A 20,565-nucleotide genomic window follows, 5' to 3' on the forward strand; every position below is an offset into this window, starting at 1 on the left:
GCCCAGCGCCAGCTTGTCGGCGGTGCCGAAGGTGCTGATCGCCCATTCCTTGACGGGTCCCGGCGTCAGATCGATCACCGCGGAGCCGACGGCGGTGCGCACGTCGGCCTCCGGCCCGAACACGGCGGCCACGAGTTGGGCCACCCCGACGCCGACCGCGGCCGCGGCCACCCCGGCCAGCGCCCTGGCGCCGCGCGTGCTCATGCCGCCAACGTACCGCCGCTCAGAACCCGAAACCCTTACCGAATCGTGTCATCGGCTAGGTTGCAGATGGGCTTTACACATCGTCCATGTTCTGGAAAGTGCGAAAGGGAGCAGATGGAGATCGAGGGCAAGAAGGCCGTGGTCGTCGGCGGCGCGTCGGGCTTCGGGCGAGCCACCGCGGAAGCGCTGGCCAAGCGGGGTGCGAGCGTGGCGGTACTGGACCGGCCGCAGTCCAAGGGCAAGGAAGTCGCCGACCAGATCGGTGGCACCTTCCATGAGGTCGACATCACCGACTTCGACGGCACCGAGGCCGTGCTGAACCAGGCCGTGGAGGCGCTGGGCGGCCTGCACATCGCGGTCACCACCGCCGGGGGCGGCATCGCCGAGCGCACGGTCAAGAAGGACGGACCACACAGCCTTGACTCGTTCCGCAAGAGCATCGACCTCAACCTCATCGGCACGTTCAACATCAGCAGGCTCGCCGCCTGGCACATGTCGAAGAACGATCCGGTCGACGACGAGGCCGAAGAGCGCGGCGTCATCATCAACACCGCCTCCATCGCGGCGTTCGAGGGACAGATCGGGCAGGTCGCCTACACGGCCTCCAAGGCCGCGATCGCGGGCATGTGCCTGACGATGGCGCGCGACCTGGGCAGCCTGGGGATCCGCGCGCTCGCGATCGCGCCGAGCCTGTTCGCGACCGGCCTGACCGAGGGCATTCCCGACGAGTTCGCCTCGGTGCTGACCAAGGACGCCGCGTTCCCGAAGCGCCTCGGCAAGCCTGAGGAATACGCCAAGCTCGCCGTCGCGATCGTCGAGAACCCGATGCTCAACGGCCAGTGCCTGCGCCTGGACGCCGGACAGCGCTTCGCCCCCAAGTAAACCGGGGGAATCGGGCGCGCTGAACGACACCGAGTGTCGCTCGGCGCGCCCGATCCGCTCTTTTCGCCACTAGGGTGGCGGGCATGCCCACAGTGGCCGATCACGTCATCGCGACCCTTCGCGCCAGCGGCGTCCAGCGGGTGTACGGCCTGTCCGGCGACAGCCTCAACGGGTTCACCGACGCGCTGCGCCGATCCGGTGAGATCAGCTGGGAACACGTGCGCCACGAGGAGACGGCCGCGTTCGCCGCGGCCGCGGACGCCGGCCTGACCGGACAGCTCGCGGTGTGCGCGGGCAGCTGCGGGCCGGGCAACCTGCACCTGATCAACGGGCTGTTCGACGCCCAGCGCAGCCGGGTCCCGGTGCTGGCGATCGCCGCGCACATCCCGCGGTCGGAGATCGGCTCCGAGTACTTCCAGGAGACCCACCCGCAGGAACTGTTCCGTGAGTGCAGCGTCTACCGCGAGATGGTCAGCACCCCCGAGATGCTGCCGCGCATTCTGCACATGGCGATGCGGGCCGCGGTCGAGGAGCGGGGCGTGGCCGTGGTCGTGATCCCCGGAGAGATCTTCCTGCAGAAGGCCGATGCGACCGCGTGGCAGAGCCGGCCGGTGTTGCCGTCGCGGTCGGTGGTGCGCCCCGACGACGCCGCGCTGCGCGACGCCGCGGCGATGCTCAACGAGGCGCAGGCGGTGACCATCCTCGGCGGCGCGGGTGTCGAGGGCGCGCACGACGAGCTCGTCCAGCTCGCCGCCACGCTGCACGCCCCGGTGGTACATGCGTTGCGCGGCAAGGAATTCATCGAGTACGACAACCCGTACGACGTCGGCATGACCGGGTTGCTGGGCTTCGCGTCGGGCTACAAGGCGATCAAGGAATCCGACCTGCTGCTCATGCTCGGCACCGACTTCCCGTACCAGCAGTTCTATCCCGACCACGCCAAGGTGATCCAGGTCGACATCCGCGGTCGCCACCTCGGCCGGCGCACACCGATCGACCTCGGCCTGGTCGGTTCGGTCGGCGACACGCTGTCGGCGCTGCAACCGATGCTGCGGCAGAAGACCGACCGCACGCACCTGGACCGCTCACTGAAGCACTACCGCAGAACCCGCAAGACCCTCGACGACCTCGCCGTCAACGACCGTGACCGCACCCCGATCAGGCCGGAATACGTTGCCGCCCTGGTGAACACGCTGGCCTCTGACGACGCGGTGTTCACCGCCGACGTCGGCTCGCCGGTGGTGTGGGCGGCCCGCTACCTGGCCATGAACGGGCGTCGCCGCCTCCTCGGATCGTTCAATCACGGCACCATGGCCAACGCGTTGCCGCACGCGATCGGCGCGCAGACCGCGTTCCCGCAGCGGCAGGTGGTGGCGCTGTCCGGCGACGGCGGACTGACGATGCTGTTCGGTGAGCTGATCACGTTGATCCAGAACCGGTTACCGGTCAAGGTCGTGGTGTTCAACAACTCCTCGCTGAACTTCGTCGAACTGGAGATGAAGGCCGCGGGCATCGTGACCTTCGGCACCGACCTGGTCAACCCGGACTTCGCCGCCGTCGCACAGTCGATGGGAGTCTTCGGGCGTCGCGTCGAGCGCCCCGATGAACTCGAGTCGGCGCTGGCGGCCGCGTTCGCGGTCAGCGGGCCCGCCGTCGTCGACGTCGTCACCGCCCGCCAGGAACTGTCGATCCCGCCGGCCATCACCGCCGAACAGGCCAAGGGTTTCTCGCTGTATGCGATCCGGACCATCCTCGCCGGGCGCGGGGACGAACTGCTGGACCTGGTGACCACCAACGTGGCGCGCCGCATTCTGGACTGAACTCCTCAGCCGACCTGGCACCATGGCGGCATGCCGGTGGATGTGACGCTGACCGAGGCCGAGACCGACGCGCTGCGGAAGTGGGTGCAGGGGAGCGGGATCGGGTCCACGGTCACCGACGTCGCACCGCTGACCGGCGGATCGCAGAACATCGTGGTGCGCCTGCGGGTGGACGGTGAGCCGATGGTGCTGCGCCGACCGCCGCAACACCCGCGGCCGACGAGCGACAACACCATGCGCCGAGAGATCGCGGTGCTGCAGACACTGAAGGGCACCGCGGTGCCGCACCCGGAACTGATCGCCGGATGCGAGGACCTCAGCGTGCTCGGGGTGGTGTTCTATCTGATGGAGGCGGTCGACGGGTTCAACCCCGGCACCGAGGTCGACCAGGCCTACGTCCGTGACGCCGGCATGCGTCACCGCGTCGGGACGTCCTACGCGGCGAGCCTGGCCGAGCTCGGCAAGGTGGCCTGGCAGGGCAGTCCGCTGGCCGCGCTGAAACGTCCGGGATCCTTTCTGGCACGCCAGGTTCCGCAGTTCATGCGGCTGCTGGAGAGTTACCGGCACGACAACTACGCGCCCGAGTCGTTCCCGTCGGTGCATGTGCTCGCCGACTGGCTGGACTCGCGCAGGCCCGACGACGCCGAACCCGGGATCATGCACGGCGACTGCCATCTGAACAACGTGCTGCTGCGCCGCGACGTCCCCGAGCTCGCGGCGTTCATCGACTGGGAGATGTGCACCGTCGGGGACCCGTTGCTCGACCTCGGGTGGATGCTGGTGTGCTGGCCGGACGGACCCAACCCGATCGACGCCGGAGCGGAACTGGCTGCCCTCGGCGGGCTGGCGACCAGGGCCGAACTGATCGAGGCCTACCTGGATGCGGGCGGGCGCCGGACGTCGCGACTGGACTGGTACATCGCGATGGCGTGTTTCAAACTCGCGATCGTCATCGAGGGCACCTGGTCGCGCCACCTGGCCGGGCAGGCCAGCGCCGAGGCGGGGGAGCGGCTGCACGCCTCGGCGGAGAACCTCATCGCGCTCGGAACGCGGGTGTCGGCGGGCGACAACCCGTTCGGGTGAACGCTCAGCGGTAGGCGTCGAAACCGAGCTTGACCGCCAGCGCGACGCCGGCGAGGCCGATGAGAATGCGCAGGGGTTTGTCCGGGCTGTGCCGCACGACCACCGGGCCCAGCCGGGAGCCGAGCAGACAGCCGGTTCCGAGCGCGAGCACCGCCGGCCACTGCACGGGCGCCACCACCGCGAAGATCAGTGCGGCCACCCCGTTGGCCAGTCCGAGGACGACGTTCTTGCCCGCGTTGGCATGGGCCAGTGTCTCGCCGCCGAGCCGCAGGAACAGCGCCAGCAGCAGCACGCCCGCCGCGGCGCCGAAGTAGCCGCCGTAGATGCAGATCGCGAACACCGCGACACCCTGCAGCGCGAGCGTGAGCCGCTGCCGGCGACGCGACGCGCCCGAGTTGTCCGGGGCGGGTCGCACCGGCAACAGGATCGCCAGAGAGGCGAATCCGAGCAGTGCGGGCACGATTTTCTCGAAACCCTCGGCCGGCGTGGACAACAGCAGGACCGCGCCGGTGACGCCACCTACCGCGGCGAAGGGCAGCACCCGTTTCAACAACGGACCCTGGCCGGCCAGTTCGGGCCGCGACCCCAGGATCGAGCCGACCCCGTTGAACACCAGCGCCACGGTGTTGGTGACGTTGGCGGTCACCGGCGGCAGGCCCGCCAGCAGCAGCGCCGGATAGGTGGCGACCGACGCCAGGCCCGCGATGCTGCCGGTCAGTCCACCGGCGATTCCGGCCGCGAAGAGCAGCAGCGCTTGCGACCAGGACACCGGCACATTGTGCCCGCCCGGTCGGAGGGGGACAGGCCGAGACAGGTGTTTGCACCGAGGGATCGCGGAGGTCTAGCATCGCTGACGTGCCGAGGCGACTCGTAGTAGAAACCCGCAGCGGGGTCTGATCCTGACCGACCCCCCGCTGTGGGTCGTTCGCTACGTCGTCGGTCGCTTCCTCTCGGATCGAAAAGGCCGGCACATGCATTCCTCCATCACTCTGTCAGGTGGCACACCGATGACCTTCTCCGCCGTCGTCGACGGCCGACTGCCCAGCGCGCTGCGCGGGCCGGCCGAGACCAAGACGTTCGACGAATTCTGTGACGAGTACGCGCCTGCATCTGGACCGGTGCGGCTGGGCCAGTGGTCCTGCGTGGACAACGAACGGCGGCTGGGACCGCAGGTCCGGACCTACCAGGCCACGCTGGCGCTGGGGGAGCGCATCGGCACCTCCAGGGCCGCCGCGTGCGGCCCGGTCGCCGCGCTGACCGCGATGCTCTACGAACACGGGGTGGCCGTCGAGATGACGGCATTCCACCAGCTGCCCGCAGGCGCGCACACCGCGACGTTCATTCACGGCAGCGACGGCGGCAGCTCCCGGTGGGCGATGGGATGGTCCGACGATCCGACCGAGTCGGCGTTGCGCGCGGTCGTGGCGTGCGCCAACCGGTTGATCACCCGCTGACCTCAACGCCGAAATCGCATTCCACGCGGGCCTTTTCGCGTGCCGGCCGCGTGGAATGCGATTTCGGCGGAAGGTGAGTCAGTGCCGCGGGCGCAGCATGATCGGCATACCGTCGAGCGGAACCGGCATGCCGCCGTAGTCGTAGCGCGGCTCGTAGCCCGGACGCGGCAGCTCCAGCCGGTAGTTCTGCAGCAGCCGGTGCATCACCGTCTTGATCTCCAGCTGGCCGAACACCATGCCGATGCACTTGTGGGCGCCGCCGCCGAACGGGGCGAAGGCGTACCGGTGCTTCTTGTGCTCGTTGCGCGGCTCGGTGAACCGCTCCGGATCGAACTTGTCCGGCTCGGTCCACAGCTCCGGCAGCCGGTGGTTGATCGACGGCCAGGTCACCACACTCGTTCCGGCCGGGATGTAGTACCCGAGCAGGTCGGTGTCGCGGACGGCCTGGCGGAAGTTGAACGGCAGCGGGGTCATCATCCGCAGCGACTCGTTGATCACCAGGTCGTAGGTCTCGAGCTTGTCCAGCGCCTCGATGTCGAGCGGGCCGTCGCCGATGCGCGCCGACTCCTCGCGCAACCGGTCCTGCCACTCGGGGTTGGCGGCCAGGTGGTAGGCCATCGTCGTCATGGTCGACGTCGACGTGTCGTGCGCGGCCATCATCAGGAAGATCATGTGGCTGACGATCTGGTCGTCGGTGAAGGTCTGACCGTCCTCGTCGGCGGAATGACAGAGCACGCTGAACATGTCGGTGCTCTCCGAGCGCCGCTTCTCGCCGATCCGGCTGGAGAAGTAGTCCTCCAGCGTCTTGCGCGCCTTGATCCCGCGCCACCACGTCAGCGGCGGCACCGGCTTGCGCACGATCGCGTTGCCCGCGCGGGTGGTGGTGGTGAACGCCTGGTTCACCGTCGTGACCAGAGCGCGGTCGGTGCCCGCGGGCACGCCCATGAACACCTCGGAGGCGATGTCGAGCGTGAGCTCCTTGATCGCCGGGTGGAACAGGAACCGCGGGTCATTGGCCACCCAGTCGTCGGCGAGCACCGCCGAGGCCACCGAGTCGATGTGGGACACATACCCGGTCAGCCGGGTGCGGGTGAACGCCTCCTGCATGATCCGGCGGTGGAACAGGTGCTCGTCGAAGTCGAGCAGCATCAGGCCGCCCTCGAAGAACGGGCCGATCACCGGGTCCCAGGCACGCTGGGAGAAGTCCTTGTTGCGGTTGGTGAACACCGCCTGGGTCGCGTCGGGACCCAGCGCCATCACCGACGACAGCGCCGGCGACTCGGCGAAGTACACCGGGCCGTGCTTGCGGTAGATCTCCAGGATGAAGTCGGGGCCGCCGCGGAAGATCTCGATCATGTGGCCGAGGATCGGCAGGCCCGCATCGCCGCGGATCGGCTTCAGGTCACTGCCTGCGGGCGGATCGGCCAGCACGAACTGGTCCCATTGCCTGTCTTTGAGGCGCTTCTCCACCACCCCCATGCCAGGAATGGTGACCGGCGTCGGCTTCAGCCGCCGTTTTGCCTGGTCGAGCAAATAGTCAGTGGTCGAGACTGTCGGCACCTGAACGCTCCTGGAGTCGAAGGTTGTGGTCGATGTCACTCTGAACGTCATCCTGACCGACTCTCTTGACGGCTGTCAAGTTCTTCGAGGTTTGTGTCCGGGGTGCGGTGGTGCCAAGGTTTACAGGCATGACGGCTGAACCTGCCCCCGACCTTCGCCGCAGCAGAGGCGATCGTCAGCGGGACGCGATCGTGGTCGCCGTCCGCGAACTGCTCCAGGAACGTCCGTTCGCCGACCTGTCGGTCAGCACGATCAGCGAACGGGCCGGGGTGGCCCGGTCGGGTTTCTACTTCTACTTCGACTCCAAATACGCGGTGCTCGCGGTGATCGTCGCCGACGCGATGGCCGAGCTCGACCAGCTCACCCACGATTTCGCGCCGCGTAAGCCGGGGGAGTCGCCGTCGGAGTTCGCCACCCGCATGGTCGGCTACGCCGCCACCGTGTACGCCAGGAACGACCCGATCATGAGCGCGTGCAATCTGGCCCGCAACACCGATGCCCAGATCCGCGAGATCATGGACGACTTCCAGGACACCGTGGTGGACAAGATCGTCGGCCTCGTCGCACACGACACCGGCGCCCGCCCGATCTCCGATGACCTGACCTCCCTGGTGCGCACGCTGATCGCGGTGACCTCCATGACACTGGCGCACGACAGCGCGTTCGTCGGCCGCGGCGAGGATCCGGCCCGGGCCATCGACATCGTGCAGCGGTTGTGGCTCAGCGGGCTGTGGGGCGCAGGCAGCCTTCCCGGAGACCACAGCTAGTTCCGCGGCCGCGCGGGCGGCCCGGCCCGCGCCGGTAGTGTCGTTTCCCATGGCCAAGGGCAACGGAATCGACGGGTTCGCCGGCAAGCGGTGTCTGATCACCGGTGCCGCCAGCGGGATCGGCCGGGCGACCGCGCTGAAGCTGGCCGCGCAGGGCGCAGAACTCTTTCTCACCGACCGCGACGCGGACAAACTCGCGCTCACCGTCGCCGACGCCCACGCACTCGGCGGTGCGGTCGCCGCCCACCGCGCGCTGGACGTCTCCGACCATGACGCAGTCGCCGGCTTCGGCGCTGACATCCACGCCACACACCCCGCGATGGACGTGGTGATGAACATCGCCGGGATCTCGGCGTGGGGCACCGTGGACAAACTGACCCACCGTGACTGGAAGTCGCTGGTCGACGTGAACCTGATGGGCCCGATCCACATCATCGAGACGTTCGTGCCGCCGATGGTCAAGGCGCACCGCGGCGGTCATCTGGTCAACGTGTCCTCGGCCGCCGGGATCGTCGCCCTGCCGTGGCACGCGGCCTACAGCGCGAGCAAGTACGGGTTGCGGGGGCTGTCCGAGGTGTTGCGGTTCGACCTCGCGCGCCATCGCATCGGGGTGTCGGTGGTGGTGCCCGGCGCGGTGCGCACCCCGCTGGTGGACACCGTGCACATCGCCGGCGTGGACCGCGACGACCCGAACGTGCAGAAGTGGACGGGCCGGTTCTCGGGCCACGCGGTGTCCCCTGAGTTCGCGGCCGACAAGATCCTGCAGGGGGTGCTGGCCAACCGCTATCTCGTCTACACCTCCAACGACATCCGGGCGCTGTACCTGTTCAAGCGGACCATGTGGCTGCCCTACAGCATCACGATGAAGCAGGTGAACGTGCTGTTCACCCGCGCGCTGAAGCCGAAGACCAAGCGCCGCTGAGGTTTCAGCGCCCGCCCCAGTCCCACGGCGGAGTGGTGGACAGGTCCTGGCCTGCGATCTTGGTCTCGCCCCAGTCCTTGTAGAGCTCGAGCTCCCAGGCGTCGCCGTCCGCGCCGATCGGTTCGGCGCCGAGGTGAGCGCGCAGCGCCTCCGAGTGCGTCACCACCACGACCTGAGTGCGGGTCGCGGCCGCCGCGATCAACTCGGCCAGCGGGTGCACCAGGTCGGGGTGCAGCGACGTCTCGGGCTCGTTGAGCACCATCAGCGACGGCGGTTGCGGGCTCAGCAGAGCCGCCGCCCACAGCAGGAAACGCAGTGTGCCGTCGGAGATCTCGGCGCTGCGCAGCGGACGCAGCATGCCACGCTGGTGCAGGCGCAGGTCGAACAGTCCGTCGGTGACCGCCACCGACACCGTGGCGCCGTCGAACGCGCCGGCCACCGCGCGGGCGAGATCGCCGGTGCCCGTCTCGAGGATGGTCTGCACCGCGGCGGCAAGATCGGCACCGTCATCGGCGAGCACCGGTGTGCGGGTGCCCACCTGCGGTCGCCGGGCCGGTGCCTGGCTGTCGGCGCGGAATCCGTCGTAGAACCGCCAGTCGCGCAACCGTTCCCGGACCATCACCAGCTCGGGCACCGCGCCGGCCCAGTCCGCCAGGACACTGCGGTGGGCGGGAAGGTTGCGGGTCAGCTCGTCGAAACCGCGGCCGCTCTCGGCGGCCACCTCGACCATCCCGCGCACCCGCCGCACCAGCGTCGCCGCGGGGCGGGCTACGGGTCCGGCGAAGACCAGTTCGCGTTTGACCTCGGGATCGCGCGTGAACGCCGTGTCGCCGGCCTGAGGCAGGCCGAGGTCGATGAGATATCCGAAATCGTCTGCGGCATAGCCCATGTCGATGGACACCGCCCGGGTGCGGGGACCACCCTGCGCGGTGCCGGTGCGCCGCGCGCCGCCCAGGTGTTCCGGGCCCGCCCACATCGCCGACTCCACCCCGCCTTCCCGGGCGAACGACCCGATCACCTCGCCGCGGCCACAGTCGGCGAGCAGTCGTAATGCCCGGTACAGCGACGATTTCCCGGTGCCGTTGGCGCCGGTGACCACGGTGAGCCGGCGCAGCGGCAGCACGAGTTCGCGCAGCGAGCGGTATCCGCGGACCGCAACCGTGTCGAGCATGTTCGCGAGCCTATTGGCCGGCACCGACGAGTCGGGTCAGTGCGGGGAGATGCCGAAGATCCGGGCCCGGATCATCGCCACGAAATCCTCCAGCAACTGGACGTGCCCCGAGGTCCACCGCCGGGGGTGGGGATCCCAGGCGCTCAAAGTGCCGATGGTGTGGCCCGAGCCGTCTTTGAGCGGGAAGCCCGCGTAGGCGACCACGGTGCCGTCGCGGACCGTGTAGTGATCCCGCAGCAGTGGTTCGCCCCGCGCGTCGTCGACGATGAGCGGTTCGTCCGACACCACGACCTCGGCCCCGAGTGAGCCCCGGACCGGTCCTTTCCTGTTGATCTCCAGTTCGCCGGTGAGGCCCACTGCGCTGCACACATACTGGGTGTCCCGGTCGACGAGGGTCACCGCGGCGCCCGGCACCGCGACCGCCGCCGTCACCATCTCGACCACGCGGTCCAGACTGTGGGCGCGTTCGGTGTTGAGCATGCCGCTGTCGTAGAGCGCCTGCAGCCGCTGCGGGTCGTTGATGGCCGAGCGCGTCCCGGCGGTGGCAGGACCCGGGGTCTGCAGTCCGGCCGCGTGCATACGGTCGACAAGTTCGGGCAGACCCTGTTCTCCGCGGCGGGCACGCTCCACGGCCATCCTGGCGGCCACCGCCCGGCCGACGAACTGGTCGACGGTCTCTCCCGCCGCGGCGGCCTCGGCACACAGCACGTCGCTCATCCACGCGTCGAAACCGGGCACGGGCGAGGACGTCGAGGACATGGTCGTCACGCTAACGCGGGCGGGGCCCGTCGTTGCCCGAATCGGGCATGACGAGTTCCAGGCGCACGCCCAGGAGCCGGACCGGGCGATCCGGCTCGAACTCGTCGAGGAGGCCCAGTGCGGTGCGGACCACCGGATCTCGGTCGGTGGTCGGGGCGGCGAGCTTGCGGATCTTGGTGCGGGTGTAGAAGGTGCTGGTGCGTAGGGTGACCGCGACGCGGCTGACCACCCGTTGCTGGGCGAGCACCTCGGCCAGGGTGCGCTGCGCGAGGTCGACCACGGCCGCGGCCATCTCGGCCCGGTCGGTCAGGTCGTGGGCGAACGTCACGACATGGCTGCGCGACCGCGGCACCCATGGTTCGGCGCTGACCGTGGTGTCCCCGCCGCCCTTGGCCAGCAGCAGGATCCACAGCCCGGTCGTCGGGCCGAACGCCGCCGTCAGCACCGCCGGGTCGGTGCGCGCCAACTCCGCGACTGTCGTGATGTCCATGCCGGCAAGCTTTTTCGCGGTTTTGGGGCCCACGCCCCACAGCGTGTCGACCGCCCGGTCGCCCATCGTGGACATCCAGTTGTCGTCGGTGAGGGCGTGGACGCCCGCGGGTTTGCCGAAGCCGGTGGCGACCTTGGCCCGCTGCTTGTTGTCGCTGATGCCCACCGAGCAGGACAGTCCCGTCTGCGTGTGCACCTCGTGCTGAATCCGGCGGGCCAGCGCCACCGGGTCGTCCACCTGCGCACCGATGTAGGCCTCGTCCCAGCCCCACACCTCGACCGGGTGTCCGAGGTCGCGCAGCAGTCCCATCACCTGTTCGGAGGCGGCGTCGTAGGCCTCGGGGTCCGACGGCAGGAAGGTGGCTTCGGGACACCGGCGGGCCGCCGCCCGCAACGGCATCCCCGCGTGCACGCCGAACTCGCGGGCTTCGTAGGAGGCGCAGGTGACCACCTTGCGGGGCTCGGTGGGGTCCCCGCTTCCGCCCACGACCACCGGCAGCCCCACGAGTTCGGGGTGGCGTCGCAGTTCGACCGAGGCGAGAAACTGGTCGAGGTCGACGTGCAGGATCCACTGCTCCCGGGCTGCGGTCCCGGTGTCGGTCATGAGCCGCAGAGCTTGCGCGCCACCGTCTCCCACCCGTCCCCGAGTTCGGCGAGGGTACGGTGCCGGTCGTAGATCTCGTGATGGACGTAGTCGGCGTCCAGCAACGCCAGCAGCGCACTGGTCTGGGCGTCGAGATCGCCTGTGGTCCCGGCGCTTTCGAGGAGAATGCGGACGTGGCTGTGGTGCAGGCCCGCCGGGGCGTTGAAGCGCATCTGCGGATCCCGGCCGATGTCGGTGAGCAGGGCGTAATGGGCGTCGACGAACTTCAGCCGCTCCCTGCCGTAGGCCAGCAGGCGCTGCAGCGGCGGGGCCTCGGGTCCGAGCGGGGCCGGCCCGAACAGGAAGGCCTGCTGCAGGGCTTTCTCGTCCTCGTCGAGCAACTCGACCATCAGCCCGGCGCGGCTGCCGAACCGGCGGAACAGCGTGCCTTTGCCCACTCCTGCGGCCGCGGCGATGTCGTCGGTGGTGACGGCGTCGGCACCGCGCTCGTCGATGAGGCGGCGCGCCGCCTCGATGAGCAGGGCCCGGTTGCGTGCGGCGTCGCCGCGTTCGGCCGGGCCGGCCACCGGGAGTGCCGGTGAGCCGTTACGGTTCTCCGGCACGTCCACCTCGCAACTTTAACTCAGCCGGAATAGATCGGACTGCGGTCCGGTTAGATCGTGCGAGGATCTACCTCCGACGATGGGAAGGACCGCGATGACGCAGAGCGCGAACAGCACCGTACTGGTTCTGGTCGGCAGCCTCCGGGCAGCCTCGGTGAACCGGCAACTGGCCGAACTGGCCCTCGAGACCGCGCCCGACGGTGTGGTGTTCGACTGGTTCGACCGGCTGGGCGAACTGCCGTACTACAACGAGGACATCGACACCGACGACGTGGCCGAACCCGTCACGGCCCTGCGCGCCGCCGCCGCGCGGGCCGACGCCGCGCTGGTGATCACCCCGGAGTACAACGGCACCATCCCGGGGGTGCTGAAGAACGCCATCGACTGGCTCTCGCGTCCCTACGGCGCCGGGGCGCTCAAGGACAAGCCGCTGGCGGTCGTGGGTGCGGCGCTGGGACGGTACGGCGGGCAGTGGGCGCACGACGACACCCGCAAGTCGTTCGGCATCGCCGGGCCGCGGGTCGTCGAGGGCCTGGAGTTGTCGATCCCGAGCGCGACGCTCGACGGCCGGCATCCGCGGGAGCAGGCCGAAGTGGTGGACCGGCTGCGTGACATCGTCGGCAAGCTGGTGGCCGAGATCGGCTGATCCTCCTCCCGGGTGCGCTTGCCGAAAGCGCGCCGCACCAGACGTCGCCGCCCGCGGATGCGGGCGGCGACGAGCGCGTCAGGGTAGCCGAGCAGGGCTTTTCCGAATGCTCTCGGGCGTCCGGTTTCGTTTGCTGTGTGCAGCCTGTCCGGCGGGCTGCGGCCCCCGGGGACGTCGGGGATGTCGGGGGCTTCTGGTAGTTCTGTGCGACGTGCCGGCCCGGCGCGGCCGCGACACGCCGATGTGATGTGCGACACGCCGGTTCCGTGCTCGTCAGGACACGTCTGGAGGCTTACGACCTGGGAATTTCAGAAATGTCATTCAGAACATCTTGTAGTGCTTCTGAATGTCGGACACTAGGTGTAGTGTTTCGAACACCGACGGACCCCCAAGATGTGGAGGTCAGCCGGAGCCCCGAGTCCCGGCGGCGTCGGGTCACCGACACGCCGGCGAGTGGCCCGGACGGCCCGGAATTTCGAGGGCCGCCGGACCGCTGAACATATAGCCCGAAGTACCACCGAAGCACTTGCCCGCCCGTTTTGCCCCTCTTGGCGTTAGGAGCCGTACCGCACATGACTCAGCCAGCCACCGTCACCGTGTACACCAAGCCGGCATGCGTTCAGTGCAACGCCACCTACAAGGCTCTCGACAAGCAGGGCATCGCGTACGACATCGTCGACATCAGCGTGGACACCGAGGCGCGTGACTACGTGATGGCGCTGGGATACCTGCAGGCGCCCGTCGTGGTCGCGGGCAACGACCACTGGTCGGGGTTCCGCCCGGACCGGATCAAGACGCTGGCGGGCGCGGTCTCGGCATCTGCGTGACGGGGGTGGCCGCAGGCCACGGCTGAGCAGTGCGCGGGTAATCGAAGCGGACGGACCGGAGTGAGGGGATCGGCATGAGCAATCTGGTCTACTTCTCCAGCGTCTCCGAGAACACCCACCGCTTCGTGGAGAAGCTCGAGATCCCGGCCGTCCGGATCCCGATCCACGGGCGCATCGAGGTGGACGAACCCTATGTGCTGGTGCTGCCCACCTACGGGGGCGGGCACGCCAACGATCCCGATCCCGATCGCGGGGGCTATGTGCCCAAGCAGGTGATCGCCTTCCTGAACAACGAACACAACCGGTCGTTGATCCGCGGCGTCATCGCCGCGGGCAACACCAACTTCGGCGCCGAGTTCGGATACGCGGGGGTTGTCGTCTCCCGCAAGTGTGGCGTCCCGTTCCTGTACCGATTCGAATTGATGGGCACCACGGACGACGTGTTCGCCGTCCGCCAGGGCCTCACTGATTTTTGGGCTCAGGCCCGGAAGGACCAGACGTGTCACCAACCGTCACAGCTGCAGAACCTGTAACCACCGGCGCTCACGCGCTTCCGGGGGAGACGGATTACCACGCGCTCAACGCGATGCTGAATCTGTACGACGCCGAAGGAAAGATTCAGTTCGAGAAGGACGTGCAGGCGACGCGGGAGTACTTCCTGCAGCACGTCAACCAGAACACGGTGTTCTTCCACAGCCAGGACGAAAAGCTCGACTACCTGATCGAGAAGGAGTACTACGAGCGCGAGGTGCTCGACCAGTACTCCCGCAACTTCGTCAAGAGCCTGCTGGACCGCGCGTACGCGAAGAAGTTCCGGTTCCCGACGTTCGTGGGGGCGTTCAAGTACTACACCTCCTACACGCTCAAGACCTTCGACGGGAAGCGTTATCTGGAGCGCTTCGAGGACCGCGTGGTGATGGTCGCGCTGACGCTGGCCGCGGGCGACACCGTACTGGCCGAGAAGCTTGTCGACGAGATCATCGACGGCCGGTTCCAGCCGGCCACCCCGACGTTCCTGAACTCGGGCAAGAAGCAGCGCGGCGAACCGGTGAGCTGCTTCCTGCTGCGCATCGAGGACAACATGGAGTCCATCGGGCGCTCCATCAACTCCGCGCTGCAGCTGTCCAAGCGTGGTGGCGGAGTCGCGTTGCTGCTGACCAACATTCGTGAGCACGGCGCGCCGATCAAGAACATCGAGAACCAGAGCTCCGGGGTCATCCCGATCATGAAGCTGCTGGAGGATTCCTTCTCCTACGCCAACCAGTTGGGTGCCCGCCAGGGCGCCGGTGCGGTGTACCTGCACGCGCACCATCCCGACATCTACCGCTTCCTGGACACCAAGCGGGAGAACGCCGACGAGAAGATCCGGATCAAGACGCTCTCACTGGGTGTGGTGATCCCCGACATCACCTTCGAGCTGGCCAAGAAGAACGAGGACATGTACCTGTTCTCGCCGTACGACGTCGAGCGCGTCTACGGCGTGCCGTTCGCCGACATCTCGGTGACCGAGAAGTACTTCGAGATGGTCGACGACGCGCGGATCCGCAAGACCAAGATCAAGGCGCGCGAGTTCTTCCAGACGCTGGCCGAGCTGCAGTTCGAGTCGGGCTACCCGTACATCATGTACGAGGATACGGTCAACAGGGCCAATCCTATTGACGGCAAGATCACCCACTCCAACCTGTGCTCGGAGATCTTGCAGGTCTCGACACCGTCGGAGTTCAACGACGATCTGTCCTACAAGAAGATCGGCAAGGACATCTCCTGCAACCTCGGTTCGCTGAACATCGCCAAGGCGATGGATTCACCGGATTTCGCCCAGACCATCGAGGTGGCGATCCGGGCGCTGACCGCGGTGAGCGACCAGACCCACATCACGTCGGTGCCGTCGATCGAGCAGGGCAACAACGACTCCCACGCGATCGGCCTCGGGCAGATGAACCTGCACGGCTATCTCGCGCGCGAGCGGATCTTCTACGGCTCCGATGAGGGTGTGGACTTCACCAACATCTACTTCTACACGGTGCTCTACCACGCCCTGAGTGCGTCGAATCAGATTGCCAAGGAACGGGGTCGGGCGTTCAAGGGCTTCGAGAAGTCCAAGTACGCGTCGGGGGAGTTCTTCGACAAGTACACCGATCAGGTGTGGGAACCCAAGACCGACAAGGTGCGCCAGCTCTTCTCGGATGCCGGCATTCGGATCCCCGACCAGGAGGACTGGAAGCGGCTCAAGGAGTCGGTGCGCGAGTACGGCATCTACAACCAGAACCTGCAGGCCGTGCCGCCGACCGGGTCGATCTCCTACATCAACCACTCGACGAGCTCGATCCACCCGATCGCCAGCAAGGTGGAGATCCGCAAGGAAGGCAAGATCGGGCGTGTCTACTACCCGGCGCCTTACATGACGAATGACAACCTGGAGTACTACCAGGACGCGTACGAGATCGGCTACGAGAAGGTCATCGACACCTACGCCGCGGCCACTCAGCATGTCGACCAGGGACTGAGCCTGACGCTGTTCTTCAAGGACACCGCCAGCACCCGCGACGTGAACAAGGCGCAGATCTACGCGTGGCGCAAGGGCATCAAGACGCTGTACTACATCCGGTTGCGTCAGATGGCCTTGGAGGGCACCGAAGTCGAGGGCTGCGTGTCCTGCATGCTGTGACAGCAGACTGACGAGTGTGGGGGTTATGCACGCGAATCGACGATTCTGCGGGCATAACCCCCACACTCGGTTTCCGGCCGGCTCGGCTCAGTTCTCGCGAGCCTGCTCGGCCCGCACGGATTTGAGGCGGCGCTGCTCACGCAGTACCTCCTGGTAGCTCTCGCGTTCGGCGACCAGCCACTCCGGCTTCTCCTCGAGCAGCGCATCGATCTGCTCGGTGGTGAGCGCATTGTCGACGTCGTTGCGCGCCAGCGCGGCGATCGAGATACCGAGCTTGGCTGCCACCAGGTTCTTCGGGTGCGGTCCGTTCTTGCGGAGGTCCTTGAGCCATTGCGGCGGGTCCTCCTGCAGCGCGGCCAGCTCGGCGCGGGTGATCGCGTTCTGCTGAAACTCCGCAGGCGTCGCGGGTAAGTACACGTCCAACTTCTTGGCCGCCGTGGCGGGTTTCATGGACTGGGCGTTCGGCCTGCTCATGGCCTCAGCTTATCGAGGCGCCCGACGATAGCCTGATGCGGTGACGCTCTCGCTGGTCCTCGGCTATGTCCCCGGTGGGACGCCCGCGAAGTGGGCCCGGATCTGGGCACAACGCCATCCCGAAACCCCGTTGGAATTGCGCACCGTGGCCGCGGCGGACGCGGCCGCCGCCGTGCGCGCCGGCGATCTCGACGTGGCGGTGCTGCGGCTGCCCGCCGACACGTCCGGGCTGGCCGTCATCCCCCTCTACGAGGAGACGACGGTCGCCGTGGTGCCGACCGATCACCTGCTCAGCGCCGGCGACGAGATCACCGCCGCCGACCTCGTCGACGAGCCGGTCCTGCGCCCGCTCGACACGGTCGTGCCCTGGCCGGACGCCCCAGGCGTGCCCGTCGATCACCGACCCGAAACCACCGGCGACGCAATGGAACTCGTTGCCGCAGGGATGGGTGTGCTCATCGTTCCCCAGTCTCTGGCGCGGCTGTATCACCGCAAGGACCTCGCGTACCGCCCGATCGTCGACGCGCCCACCTGCCCCGTCGCGCTCGCCTTCCCGGAGGGACCGCAGACGCCGCTGGTCGAGGAGTTCGTCGGGATCGTCCGGGGTCGCAAACCGGGCTCGTCGCGCGGCCAGAGCGAGTCGGCACCCAAACGCACCGCACGGGAGAAAACCCTGGCCAAGCAGGCCGCCCGTGCCGCCGCGGGGAAGACCGCGCGCAAACCGGGCCGTCCCCGCGGCCGCCGCTGACGCGCCCGGGCGGTTCCGTCGGCGGCCCGCCACAGAAGGTAAGGCTTGCCTATTGAAGGCTACCCTCCTACATTAACCGGAATAGTTTCCGGTAAATGAGGAGCGTGATGGTGCGACGGTTTCGCGGCCCGGCGGTAGCAGTGTTCGCCTCGGCGATGGTGCTGCTGACCTCCGTGCCGGCCCCGACGGCGGCTGCCGATCCGGAAATCCACGCCGACCCGCAGAGCCTGGACGAGTTCGCGATCACCTCCGAGGTGCCGACGCTGGCCGAGCTCGACGCCCAGATCCGGCTGCTGGTCGCCACGCCCGCGCCGGACTGGGTGAAGGCCGCGCAGCTCGAAGGTGGATCCCGTGCGGTGGTGGTGCCGAAGATGATCTACCGCGTCGGTTTCTTCCGGTCGCCGAAGGGGTCCAGCATGGTGACGGGCCCGGAGACCCACGACGTCGACCGGCACACGGCGGTGATCAACGCGAGCCGCCAGGGTGCGCCGACCGTTCAGGTGGTCGCGGAGTGGCGCCGTATCGACGGCCGCTGGGTGCTGGCGAGCAAGTCGCTGTGCAACGGCATCAAGACCATCGGCCTGCCGATTCCCTGCAACTTCGAATGATCGAAACCCAGCACCTGACAAAGTCTTTCGGGTCCAAACGGGCCGTCGACGACGTCACGGTCGGTTTCCCCGCCGGTGCGGTGACCGCACTGCTCGGTCTCAACGGCGCCGGCAAGACCACACTTCTGCGGCTGGTCGCCGGTCTGGACCGCCCGGACGCCGGCACCGTCACCGTCAGCGGCCGCGCGCCGTGCGGTGACCCCCGTCTGGTGGGGGTGCATCTGGGGCCGGGTGCACTGGACCCCAACCACACCGTCACCCGGCACCTGCGCTGGCTGGCCGCGCTGGCCGGGGCCGAGCGGAGCCGCGTCGGGGAGGTCGTCGAGGAAGCCGGGCTGACCCCACACGGTCGCGACCGCGTCGGGACGCTGTCGCTGGGCGCCCGGCAGCGCCTGTCCATCGCCGGCGCGCTGCTGTGCCGGCCGCAGGCCCTGCTCTTCGACGAGCCGCTCAACGGGCTCGACGTACCCGGGATCGTCTGGTTCCGCGGACTTCTCCGGCAGCTGGCCGACACCGGGTGCGCTGTCGTGCTGGCCACCCACCTGCTCTCCGAGGTCGTGCTGTCCGCCGACCGGGTCGTGCTGCTGCAGGGCGGCCGGCCCCGCGCGGACGGCCCGCTGAGCGAGGTGGTCCCGGCCGCCGCCGAACCGCGCGACTGGCTGGAGGACACCCTGCTCGACTGCGTGGCATGCAGATGAGCGCCGCCCTGGTCCTGCGCAGCGTGCGGGCCGAGACCGTGCGGACCGCGGGGCGCAGCCGGCTGTGGACCGTTCTGGTGCCTGCCGCGGTGGCCCTGCCTGCGGCGATCACCCTCGCGATCGCGATCGCCGCCGAGACCTTCGCGCGCATCCCCGGGCAGATCTCGGTGCTGCAGGTGCCCACGTCCAACGCGGCGTACTGGGTCATCACCGTTACCACCGTCGTCGTCGCACTCGCCGCCGCAGATGGGCAGACCTCGGAGAACCGTTACCGCACAGGCGAACATGTGCGCCTCGCCGCGCCGCGGCAGTGGGCCGTGCTGGCGGGCCGGTGGCTGTTCTACGGGGTGCTGGGCGCCGCGGTGTCGGTTGCCACGCTGGTCGTCGTGCTGGTGGGCCTGCCCGCACTCGCACCGCTGGTGTACGGCGCGGTCTCGGTGACCGACCCGGTCGCGGTGCGGTTGCTGTGGACGGTCCCGCTGCTGAGCTTCTTCGCCGCAGGCGCCGGAATCGGCATCGGCGCGCTGATCCGCTCACCCCTGGGCGCCCCCGCGGTGATCCTGCTGTGGGTCTACGCCTTCGAGTCCGCGGCCGGGTACCTGCCCAACGGCGCGTTCCTGCAACGCTTCATGCCCGTGCTCAACGGCGTGTTCGCCACCGGCCAGGACGCCGTGCTGACCCCTCCGTGGGGACAGAACCCCGCGCTGCTCTATGTGTGTTCACTGTTCACGGCGATCTTCGTGGTCGCCGCTGTCGAAAGGACTGTCCGTCATGGCTGATTCACCCCTGCCGCTCGCCGAGCGCTCCGATGCCGATCTGCCGGGCCACTGGCTCCTGGCCCGGCTCGGCAAGCGCGTGTTGCGCCCCGGCGGACTGGAGCTGACCACCCGGCTGCTCGCGGCGGCCCGCATCGGCGGCAGCGACGTCGTCGAGCTGGGTCCCGGACTGGGGCGCACCGCGACCGACATCGTCGCTGCGCGGCCCGGCTCCTACGTCGGCGTCGACGACACCGCCGCGGCCACCGAGAACGTCCGCGCCATCGTCGCACCGGTCGGCGGCACGGTGGTGGTGGCCGACGCGGCGACCACCGGCCTGCCCGACGGTAGCGCCGACGTGGTCGTCGGCGAGGCGATGTTGACCATGCAGGGCGACAAGGCCAAGCGCGCGATCATCGCCGAGGCGTTCCGGGTGCTCCGCCCCGGCGGCCGCTACGCGATCCACGAACTGGGACTCACCCCCGACGATCTGTCCCAGGACATCAAGGACGACATCCGGCGTGAGATGTCCCGGGCGATCAAGGTCAACGCCCGTCCGCTGACCACCGCCGAGTGGACGCAGCTGCTGACCGAGGCGGGTTTCGAGATCGAGACCGTCGACCACGCCCCGATGGCGCTTCTCAATCCCGCCCGGGTGCTGGCCGACGAAGGCGTCCTCGGTGCGCTGCGCATCGTCGGCAACCTGGTCCGGCGTCCCGCGGCCCGGCGCCGGGTGCTGGGCATGCGCGGAACCTTCCAGCGGTACCGGCGCTCGCTGACCGCGGTCGCGGTGGTCGGTGTCGTTCCGGGTCAGTGACACACTT

General features: G+C 68.5%; 22 protein-coding genes and 1 pseudogene. 15 read left to right on the plus strand and 8 right to left on the minus strand.

Translation table 11 applies throughout. The annotated features are described in order from the left end of the window. Window positions 1–204, minus strand: a pseudogene (locus MVA01S_RS07950) (molybdopterin-dependent oxidoreductase); the annotation flags it as partial. 114 nt (window positions 205–318) lie between these two features. Between MVA01S_RS07950 and MVA01S_RS07955 the strand changes: the two are divergent. The 3 genes from MVA01S_RS07955 to MVA01S_RS07965 all read left to right on the plus strand — a co-directional run bounded on the left by MVA01S_RS07955 (window position 319) and on the right by MVA01S_RS07965 (window position 3,989). Then, window positions 319–1,086 (plus strand): SDR family NAD(P)-dependent oxidoreductase, encoded by a 768-nt coding sequence (locus MVA01S_RS07955; RefSeq protein WP_003928776.1) that lies wholly within the window; start codon window positions 319–321, stop codon window positions 1,084–1,086. A gap of 83 nt (window positions 1,087–1,169) precedes the next feature. Then, window positions 1,170–2,906, plus strand: a complete 1,737-nt coding sequence (gene poxB / locus MVA01S_RS07960) for a ubiquinone-dependent pyruvate dehydrogenase (RefSeq protein WP_040540090.1) — start codon at window positions 1,170–1,172, stop codon at window positions 2,904–2,906. Between the two features lie 30 nt (window positions 2,907–2,936). Continuing rightward, window positions 2,937–3,989 carry a phosphotransferase family protein gene (locus tag MVA01S_RS07965; RefSeq protein ID WP_003928774.1) on the plus strand — a complete coding sequence of 351 codons (1,053 nt, stop codon included), beginning with the start codon at window positions 2,937–2,939 and terminating at the stop codon, window positions 3,987–3,989. A gap of 4 nt (window positions 3,990–3,993) precedes the next feature. Here the strand turns inward: MVA01S_RS07965 and MVA01S_RS07970 are convergent, their stop codons facing one another. Then, complete coding sequence (locus MVA01S_RS07970) at window positions 3,994–4,758, minus strand: sulfite exporter TauE/SafE family protein (protein WP_003928773.1); 765 nt, start codon at window positions 4,756–4,758, stop codon at window positions 3,994–3,996. A 238-nt stretch (window positions 4,759–4,996) separates the two neighbouring features. Here MVA01S_RS07970 and MVA01S_RS07975 point away from each other — a divergent pair, with 238 nt between their 5' ends. After that, the gene (locus tag MVA01S_RS07975) at window positions 4,997–5,443 is read left to right on the plus strand and encodes a 2-isopropylmalate synthase (protein ID WP_040540194.1); all 447 of its coding nucleotides are present in this window, start codon (window positions 4,997–4,999) and stop codon (window positions 5,441–5,443) included. 78 nt (window positions 5,444–5,521) lie between these two features. Here the strand turns inward: MVA01S_RS07975 and MVA01S_RS07980 are convergent, their stop codons facing one another. Continuing rightward, window positions 5,522–7,054 carry a cytochrome P450 gene (locus MVA01S_RS07980; protein WP_051015203.1) on the minus strand — a complete coding sequence of 511 codons (1,533 nt, stop codon included), beginning with the start codon at window positions 7,052–7,054 and terminating at the stop codon, window positions 5,522–5,524. A 77-nt stretch (window positions 7,055–7,131) separates the two neighbouring features. Between MVA01S_RS07980 and MVA01S_RS07985 the strand changes: the two genes are divergently transcribed. Beyond that, window positions 7,132–7,770, plus strand: coding sequence for a TetR/AcrR family transcriptional regulator (locus MVA01S_RS07985; RefSeq protein WP_003928770.1), 639 nt, complete (start codon window positions 7,132–7,134; stop codon window positions 7,768–7,770). Window positions 7,771–7,819: 49 nt separating this feature from the next. Further along, complete coding sequence (locus MVA01S_RS07990) at window positions 7,820–8,692, plus strand: SDR family oxidoreductase (protein ID WP_003928769.1); 873 nt, start codon at window positions 7,820–7,822, stop codon at window positions 8,690–8,692. Window positions 8,693–8,696: 4 nt separating this feature from the next. On the opposite strand, the gene MVA01S_RS07995 is transcribed toward MVA01S_RS07990, so the two are convergent. From MVA01S_RS07995 to MVA01S_RS08010, 4 genes are read right to left on the minus strand one after another with little or no spacing between them, the layout of a single operon-like run. After that, window positions 8,697–9,863 carry an AAA family ATPase gene (locus MVA01S_RS07995; RefSeq protein WP_003928768.1) on the minus strand — a complete coding sequence of 389 codons (1,167 nt, stop codon included), beginning with the start codon at window positions 9,861–9,863 and terminating at the stop codon, window positions 8,697–8,699. A 36-nt stretch (window positions 9,864–9,899) separates the two neighbouring features. Beyond that, on the minus strand, window positions 9,900–10,622 hold the full coding sequence (locus MVA01S_RS08000) for a GAF domain-containing protein (protein WP_040540192.1): 723 nt from the start codon (window positions 10,620–10,622) through the stop codon (window positions 9,900–9,902). Window positions 10,623–10,632: 10 nt separating this feature from the next. Next, window positions 10,633–11,715, minus strand: a complete 1,083-nt coding sequence (locus tag MVA01S_RS08005; protein WP_003928766.1) for a DNA polymerase IV — start codon at window positions 11,713–11,715, stop codon at window positions 10,633–10,635. Then, window positions 11,712–12,323 carry a TetR/AcrR family transcriptional regulator gene (locus tag MVA01S_RS08010; RefSeq protein WP_003928765.1) on the minus strand — a complete coding sequence of 204 codons (612 nt, stop codon included), beginning with the start codon at window positions 12,321–12,323 and terminating at the stop codon, window positions 11,712–11,714. Before MVA01S_RS08010 ends, MVA01S_RS08005 begins: the two co-directional genes overlap by 4 nt. 88 nt (window positions 12,324–12,411) lie before the next feature. Between MVA01S_RS08010 and MVA01S_RS08015 the strand changes: the two genes are divergently transcribed. The 4 genes from MVA01S_RS08015 (at window position 12,412) to nrdE (ending at window position 16,458) form a co-directional block, all read left to right on the plus strand. Then, window positions 12,412–12,963: an NAD(P)H-dependent oxidoreductase gene (locus MVA01S_RS08015; protein ID WP_060941569.1), complete on the plus strand. Its 552-nt coding sequence runs from the start codon at window positions 12,412–12,414 to the stop codon at window positions 12,961–12,963. Window positions 12,964–13,535: 572 nt separating this feature from the next. Next, complete coding sequence (locus MVA01S_RS08020; protein ID WP_003928762.1) at window positions 13,536–13,790, plus strand: redoxin NrdH; 255 nt, start codon at window positions 13,536–13,538, stop codon at window positions 13,788–13,790. 74 nt (window positions 13,791–13,864) lie between these two features. Beyond that, window positions 13,865–14,323, plus strand: a complete 459-nt coding sequence (nrdI, locus tag MVA01S_RS08025) for a class Ib ribonucleoside-diphosphate reductase assembly flavoprotein NrdI (protein WP_003928761.1) — start codon at window positions 13,865–13,867, stop codon at window positions 14,321–14,323. Beyond that, entirely contained in the window at window positions 14,290–16,458 is a 2,169-nt protein-coding gene (gene nrdE / locus MVA01S_RS08030; RefSeq protein WP_081528961.1) for a class 1b ribonucleoside-diphosphate reductase subunit alpha, read from the plus strand. The genes nrdI and nrdE overlap by 34 nt, the downstream gene beginning before the upstream one ends. A gap of 87 nt (window positions 16,459–16,545) precedes the next feature. Here nrdE and MVA01S_RS08035 read toward each other — a convergent pair whose 3' ends face one another. Further along, entirely contained in the window at window positions 16,546–16,932 is a 387-nt protein-coding gene (locus MVA01S_RS08035; RefSeq protein WP_003928759.1) for a DUF5997 family protein, read from the minus strand. A 40-nt stretch (window positions 16,933–16,972) separates the two neighbouring features. Here MVA01S_RS08035 and MVA01S_RS08040 point away from each other — a divergent pair, with 40 nt between their 5' ends. The 5 genes from MVA01S_RS08040 to MVA01S_RS08060 all read left to right on the plus strand — a co-directional run bounded on the left by MVA01S_RS08040 (window position 16,973) and on the right by MVA01S_RS08060 (window position 20,558). After that, window positions 16,973–17,680 carry a LysR family substrate-binding domain-containing protein gene (locus MVA01S_RS08040; RefSeq protein WP_003928758.1) on the plus strand — a complete coding sequence of 236 codons (708 nt, stop codon included), beginning with the start codon at window positions 16,973–16,975 and terminating at the stop codon, window positions 17,678–17,680. 107 nt (window positions 17,681–17,787) lie between these two features. Beyond that, window positions 17,788–18,288 (plus strand): MTB12 C-terminal domain-containing protein, encoded by a 501-nt coding sequence (locus tag MVA01S_RS08045; RefSeq protein ID WP_040540084.1) that lies wholly within the window; start codon window positions 17,788–17,790, stop codon window positions 18,286–18,288. Further along, window positions 18,285–18,986 (plus strand): ABC transporter ATP-binding protein, encoded by a 702-nt coding sequence (locus MVA01S_RS08050; RefSeq protein WP_003928756.1) that lies wholly within the window; start codon window positions 18,285–18,287, stop codon window positions 18,984–18,986. Before MVA01S_RS08045 ends, MVA01S_RS08050 begins: the two co-directional genes overlap by 4 nt. After that, window positions 18,983–19,765, plus strand: coding sequence for an ABC transporter (locus tag MVA01S_RS08055; RefSeq protein ID WP_040540081.1), 783 nt, complete (start codon window positions 18,983–18,985; stop codon window positions 19,763–19,765). The genes MVA01S_RS08050 and MVA01S_RS08055 overlap by 4 nt, the downstream gene beginning before the upstream one ends. After that, entirely contained in the window at window positions 19,758–20,558 is an 801-nt protein-coding gene (locus MVA01S_RS08060; protein WP_003928754.1) for a class I SAM-dependent methyltransferase, read from the plus strand. Before MVA01S_RS08055 ends, MVA01S_RS08060 begins: the two co-directional genes overlap by 8 nt. The last annotated feature ends 7 nt before the right edge of the window (window positions 20,559–20,565 follow it).

Origin of the sequence: Mycolicibacterium vaccae NBRC 14118 = CIP 105934, from assembly GCF_001552715.1 — a bacterium.
Classification (GTDB): domain Bacteria; phylum Actinomycetota; class Actinomycetes; order Mycobacteriales; family Mycobacteriaceae; genus Mycobacterium; species Mycobacterium vaccae.

What these genes read in the sequence shown, in the direction of transcription:
- MVA01S_RS08020 (WP_003928762.1), top strand. Translation starts at nt 13,536, where the DNA reads ATGACTCAGCCAGCCACCGTCACCGTGTACACCAAGCCGGCATGCGTT.
- MVA01S_RS08000 (WP_040540192.1), bottom strand. Translation starts at nt 10,622, where the DNA reads ATGTCCTCGACGTCCTCGCCCGTGCCCGGTTTCGACGCGTGGATGAGC.
- MVA01S_RS07980 (WP_051015203.1), bottom strand. Translation starts at nt 7,054, where the DNA reads ATGACGTTCAGAGTGACATCGACCACAACCTTCGACTCCAGGAGCGTT.
- MVA01S_RS08055 (WP_040540081.1), top strand. Translation starts at nt 18,983, where the DNA reads ATGAGCGCCGCCCTGGTCCTGCGCAGCGTGCGGGCCGAGACCGTGCGG.
- MVA01S_RS08050 (WP_003928756.1), top strand. Translation starts at nt 18,285, where the DNA reads ATGATCGAAACCCAGCACCTGACAAAGTCTTTCGGGTCCAAACGGGCC.
- MVA01S_RS07995 (WP_003928768.1), bottom strand. Translation starts at nt 9,863, where the DNA reads ATGCTCGACACGGTTGCGGTCCGCGGATACCGCTCGCTGCGCGAACTC.
- MVA01S_RS08005 (WP_003928766.1), bottom strand. Translation starts at nt 11,715, where the DNA reads ATGACCGACACCGGGACCGCAGCCCGGGAGCAGTGGATCCTGCACGTC.
- MVA01S_RS08060 (WP_003928754.1), top strand. Translation starts at nt 19,758, where the DNA reads ATGGCTGATTCACCCCTGCCGCTCGCCGAGCGCTCCGATGCCGATCTG.
- poxB (WP_040540090.1), top strand. Translation starts at nt 1,170, where the DNA reads ATGCCCACAGTGGCCGATCACGTCATCGCGACCCTTCGCGCCAGCGGC.
- MVA01S_RS07955 (WP_003928776.1), top strand. Translation starts at nt 319, where the DNA reads ATGGAGATCGAGGGCAAGAAGGCCGTGGTCGTCGGCGGCGCGTCGGGC.
- MVA01S_RS08045 (WP_040540084.1), top strand. Translation starts at nt 17,788, where the DNA reads ATGGTGCGACGGTTTCGCGGCCCGGCGGTAGCAGTGTTCGCCTCGGCG.
- MVA01S_RS08035 (WP_003928759.1), bottom strand. Translation starts at nt 16,932, where the DNA reads ATGAGCAGGCCGAACGCCCAGTCCATGAAACCCGCCACGGCGGCCAAG.
- MVA01S_RS07975 (WP_040540194.1), top strand. Translation starts at nt 4,997, where the DNA reads ATGACCTTCTCCGCCGTCGTCGACGGCCGACTGCCCAGCGCGCTGCGC.
- nrdI (WP_003928761.1), top strand. Translation starts at nt 13,865, where the DNA reads ATGAGCAATCTGGTCTACTTCTCCAGCGTCTCCGAGAACACCCACCGC.
- MVA01S_RS07985 (WP_003928770.1), top strand. Translation starts at nt 7,132, where the DNA reads ATGACGGCTGAACCTGCCCCCGACCTTCGCCGCAGCAGAGGCGATCGT.
- MVA01S_RS07965 (WP_003928774.1), top strand. Translation starts at nt 2,937, where the DNA reads ATGCCGGTGGATGTGACGCTGACCGAGGCCGAGACCGACGCGCTGCGG.
- MVA01S_RS08015 (WP_060941569.1), top strand. Translation starts at nt 12,412, where the DNA reads ATGACGCAGAGCGCGAACAGCACCGTACTGGTTCTGGTCGGCAGCCTC.
- MVA01S_RS07990 (WP_003928769.1), top strand. Translation starts at nt 7,820, where the DNA reads ATGGCCAAGGGCAACGGAATCGACGGGTTCGCCGGCAAGCGGTGTCTG.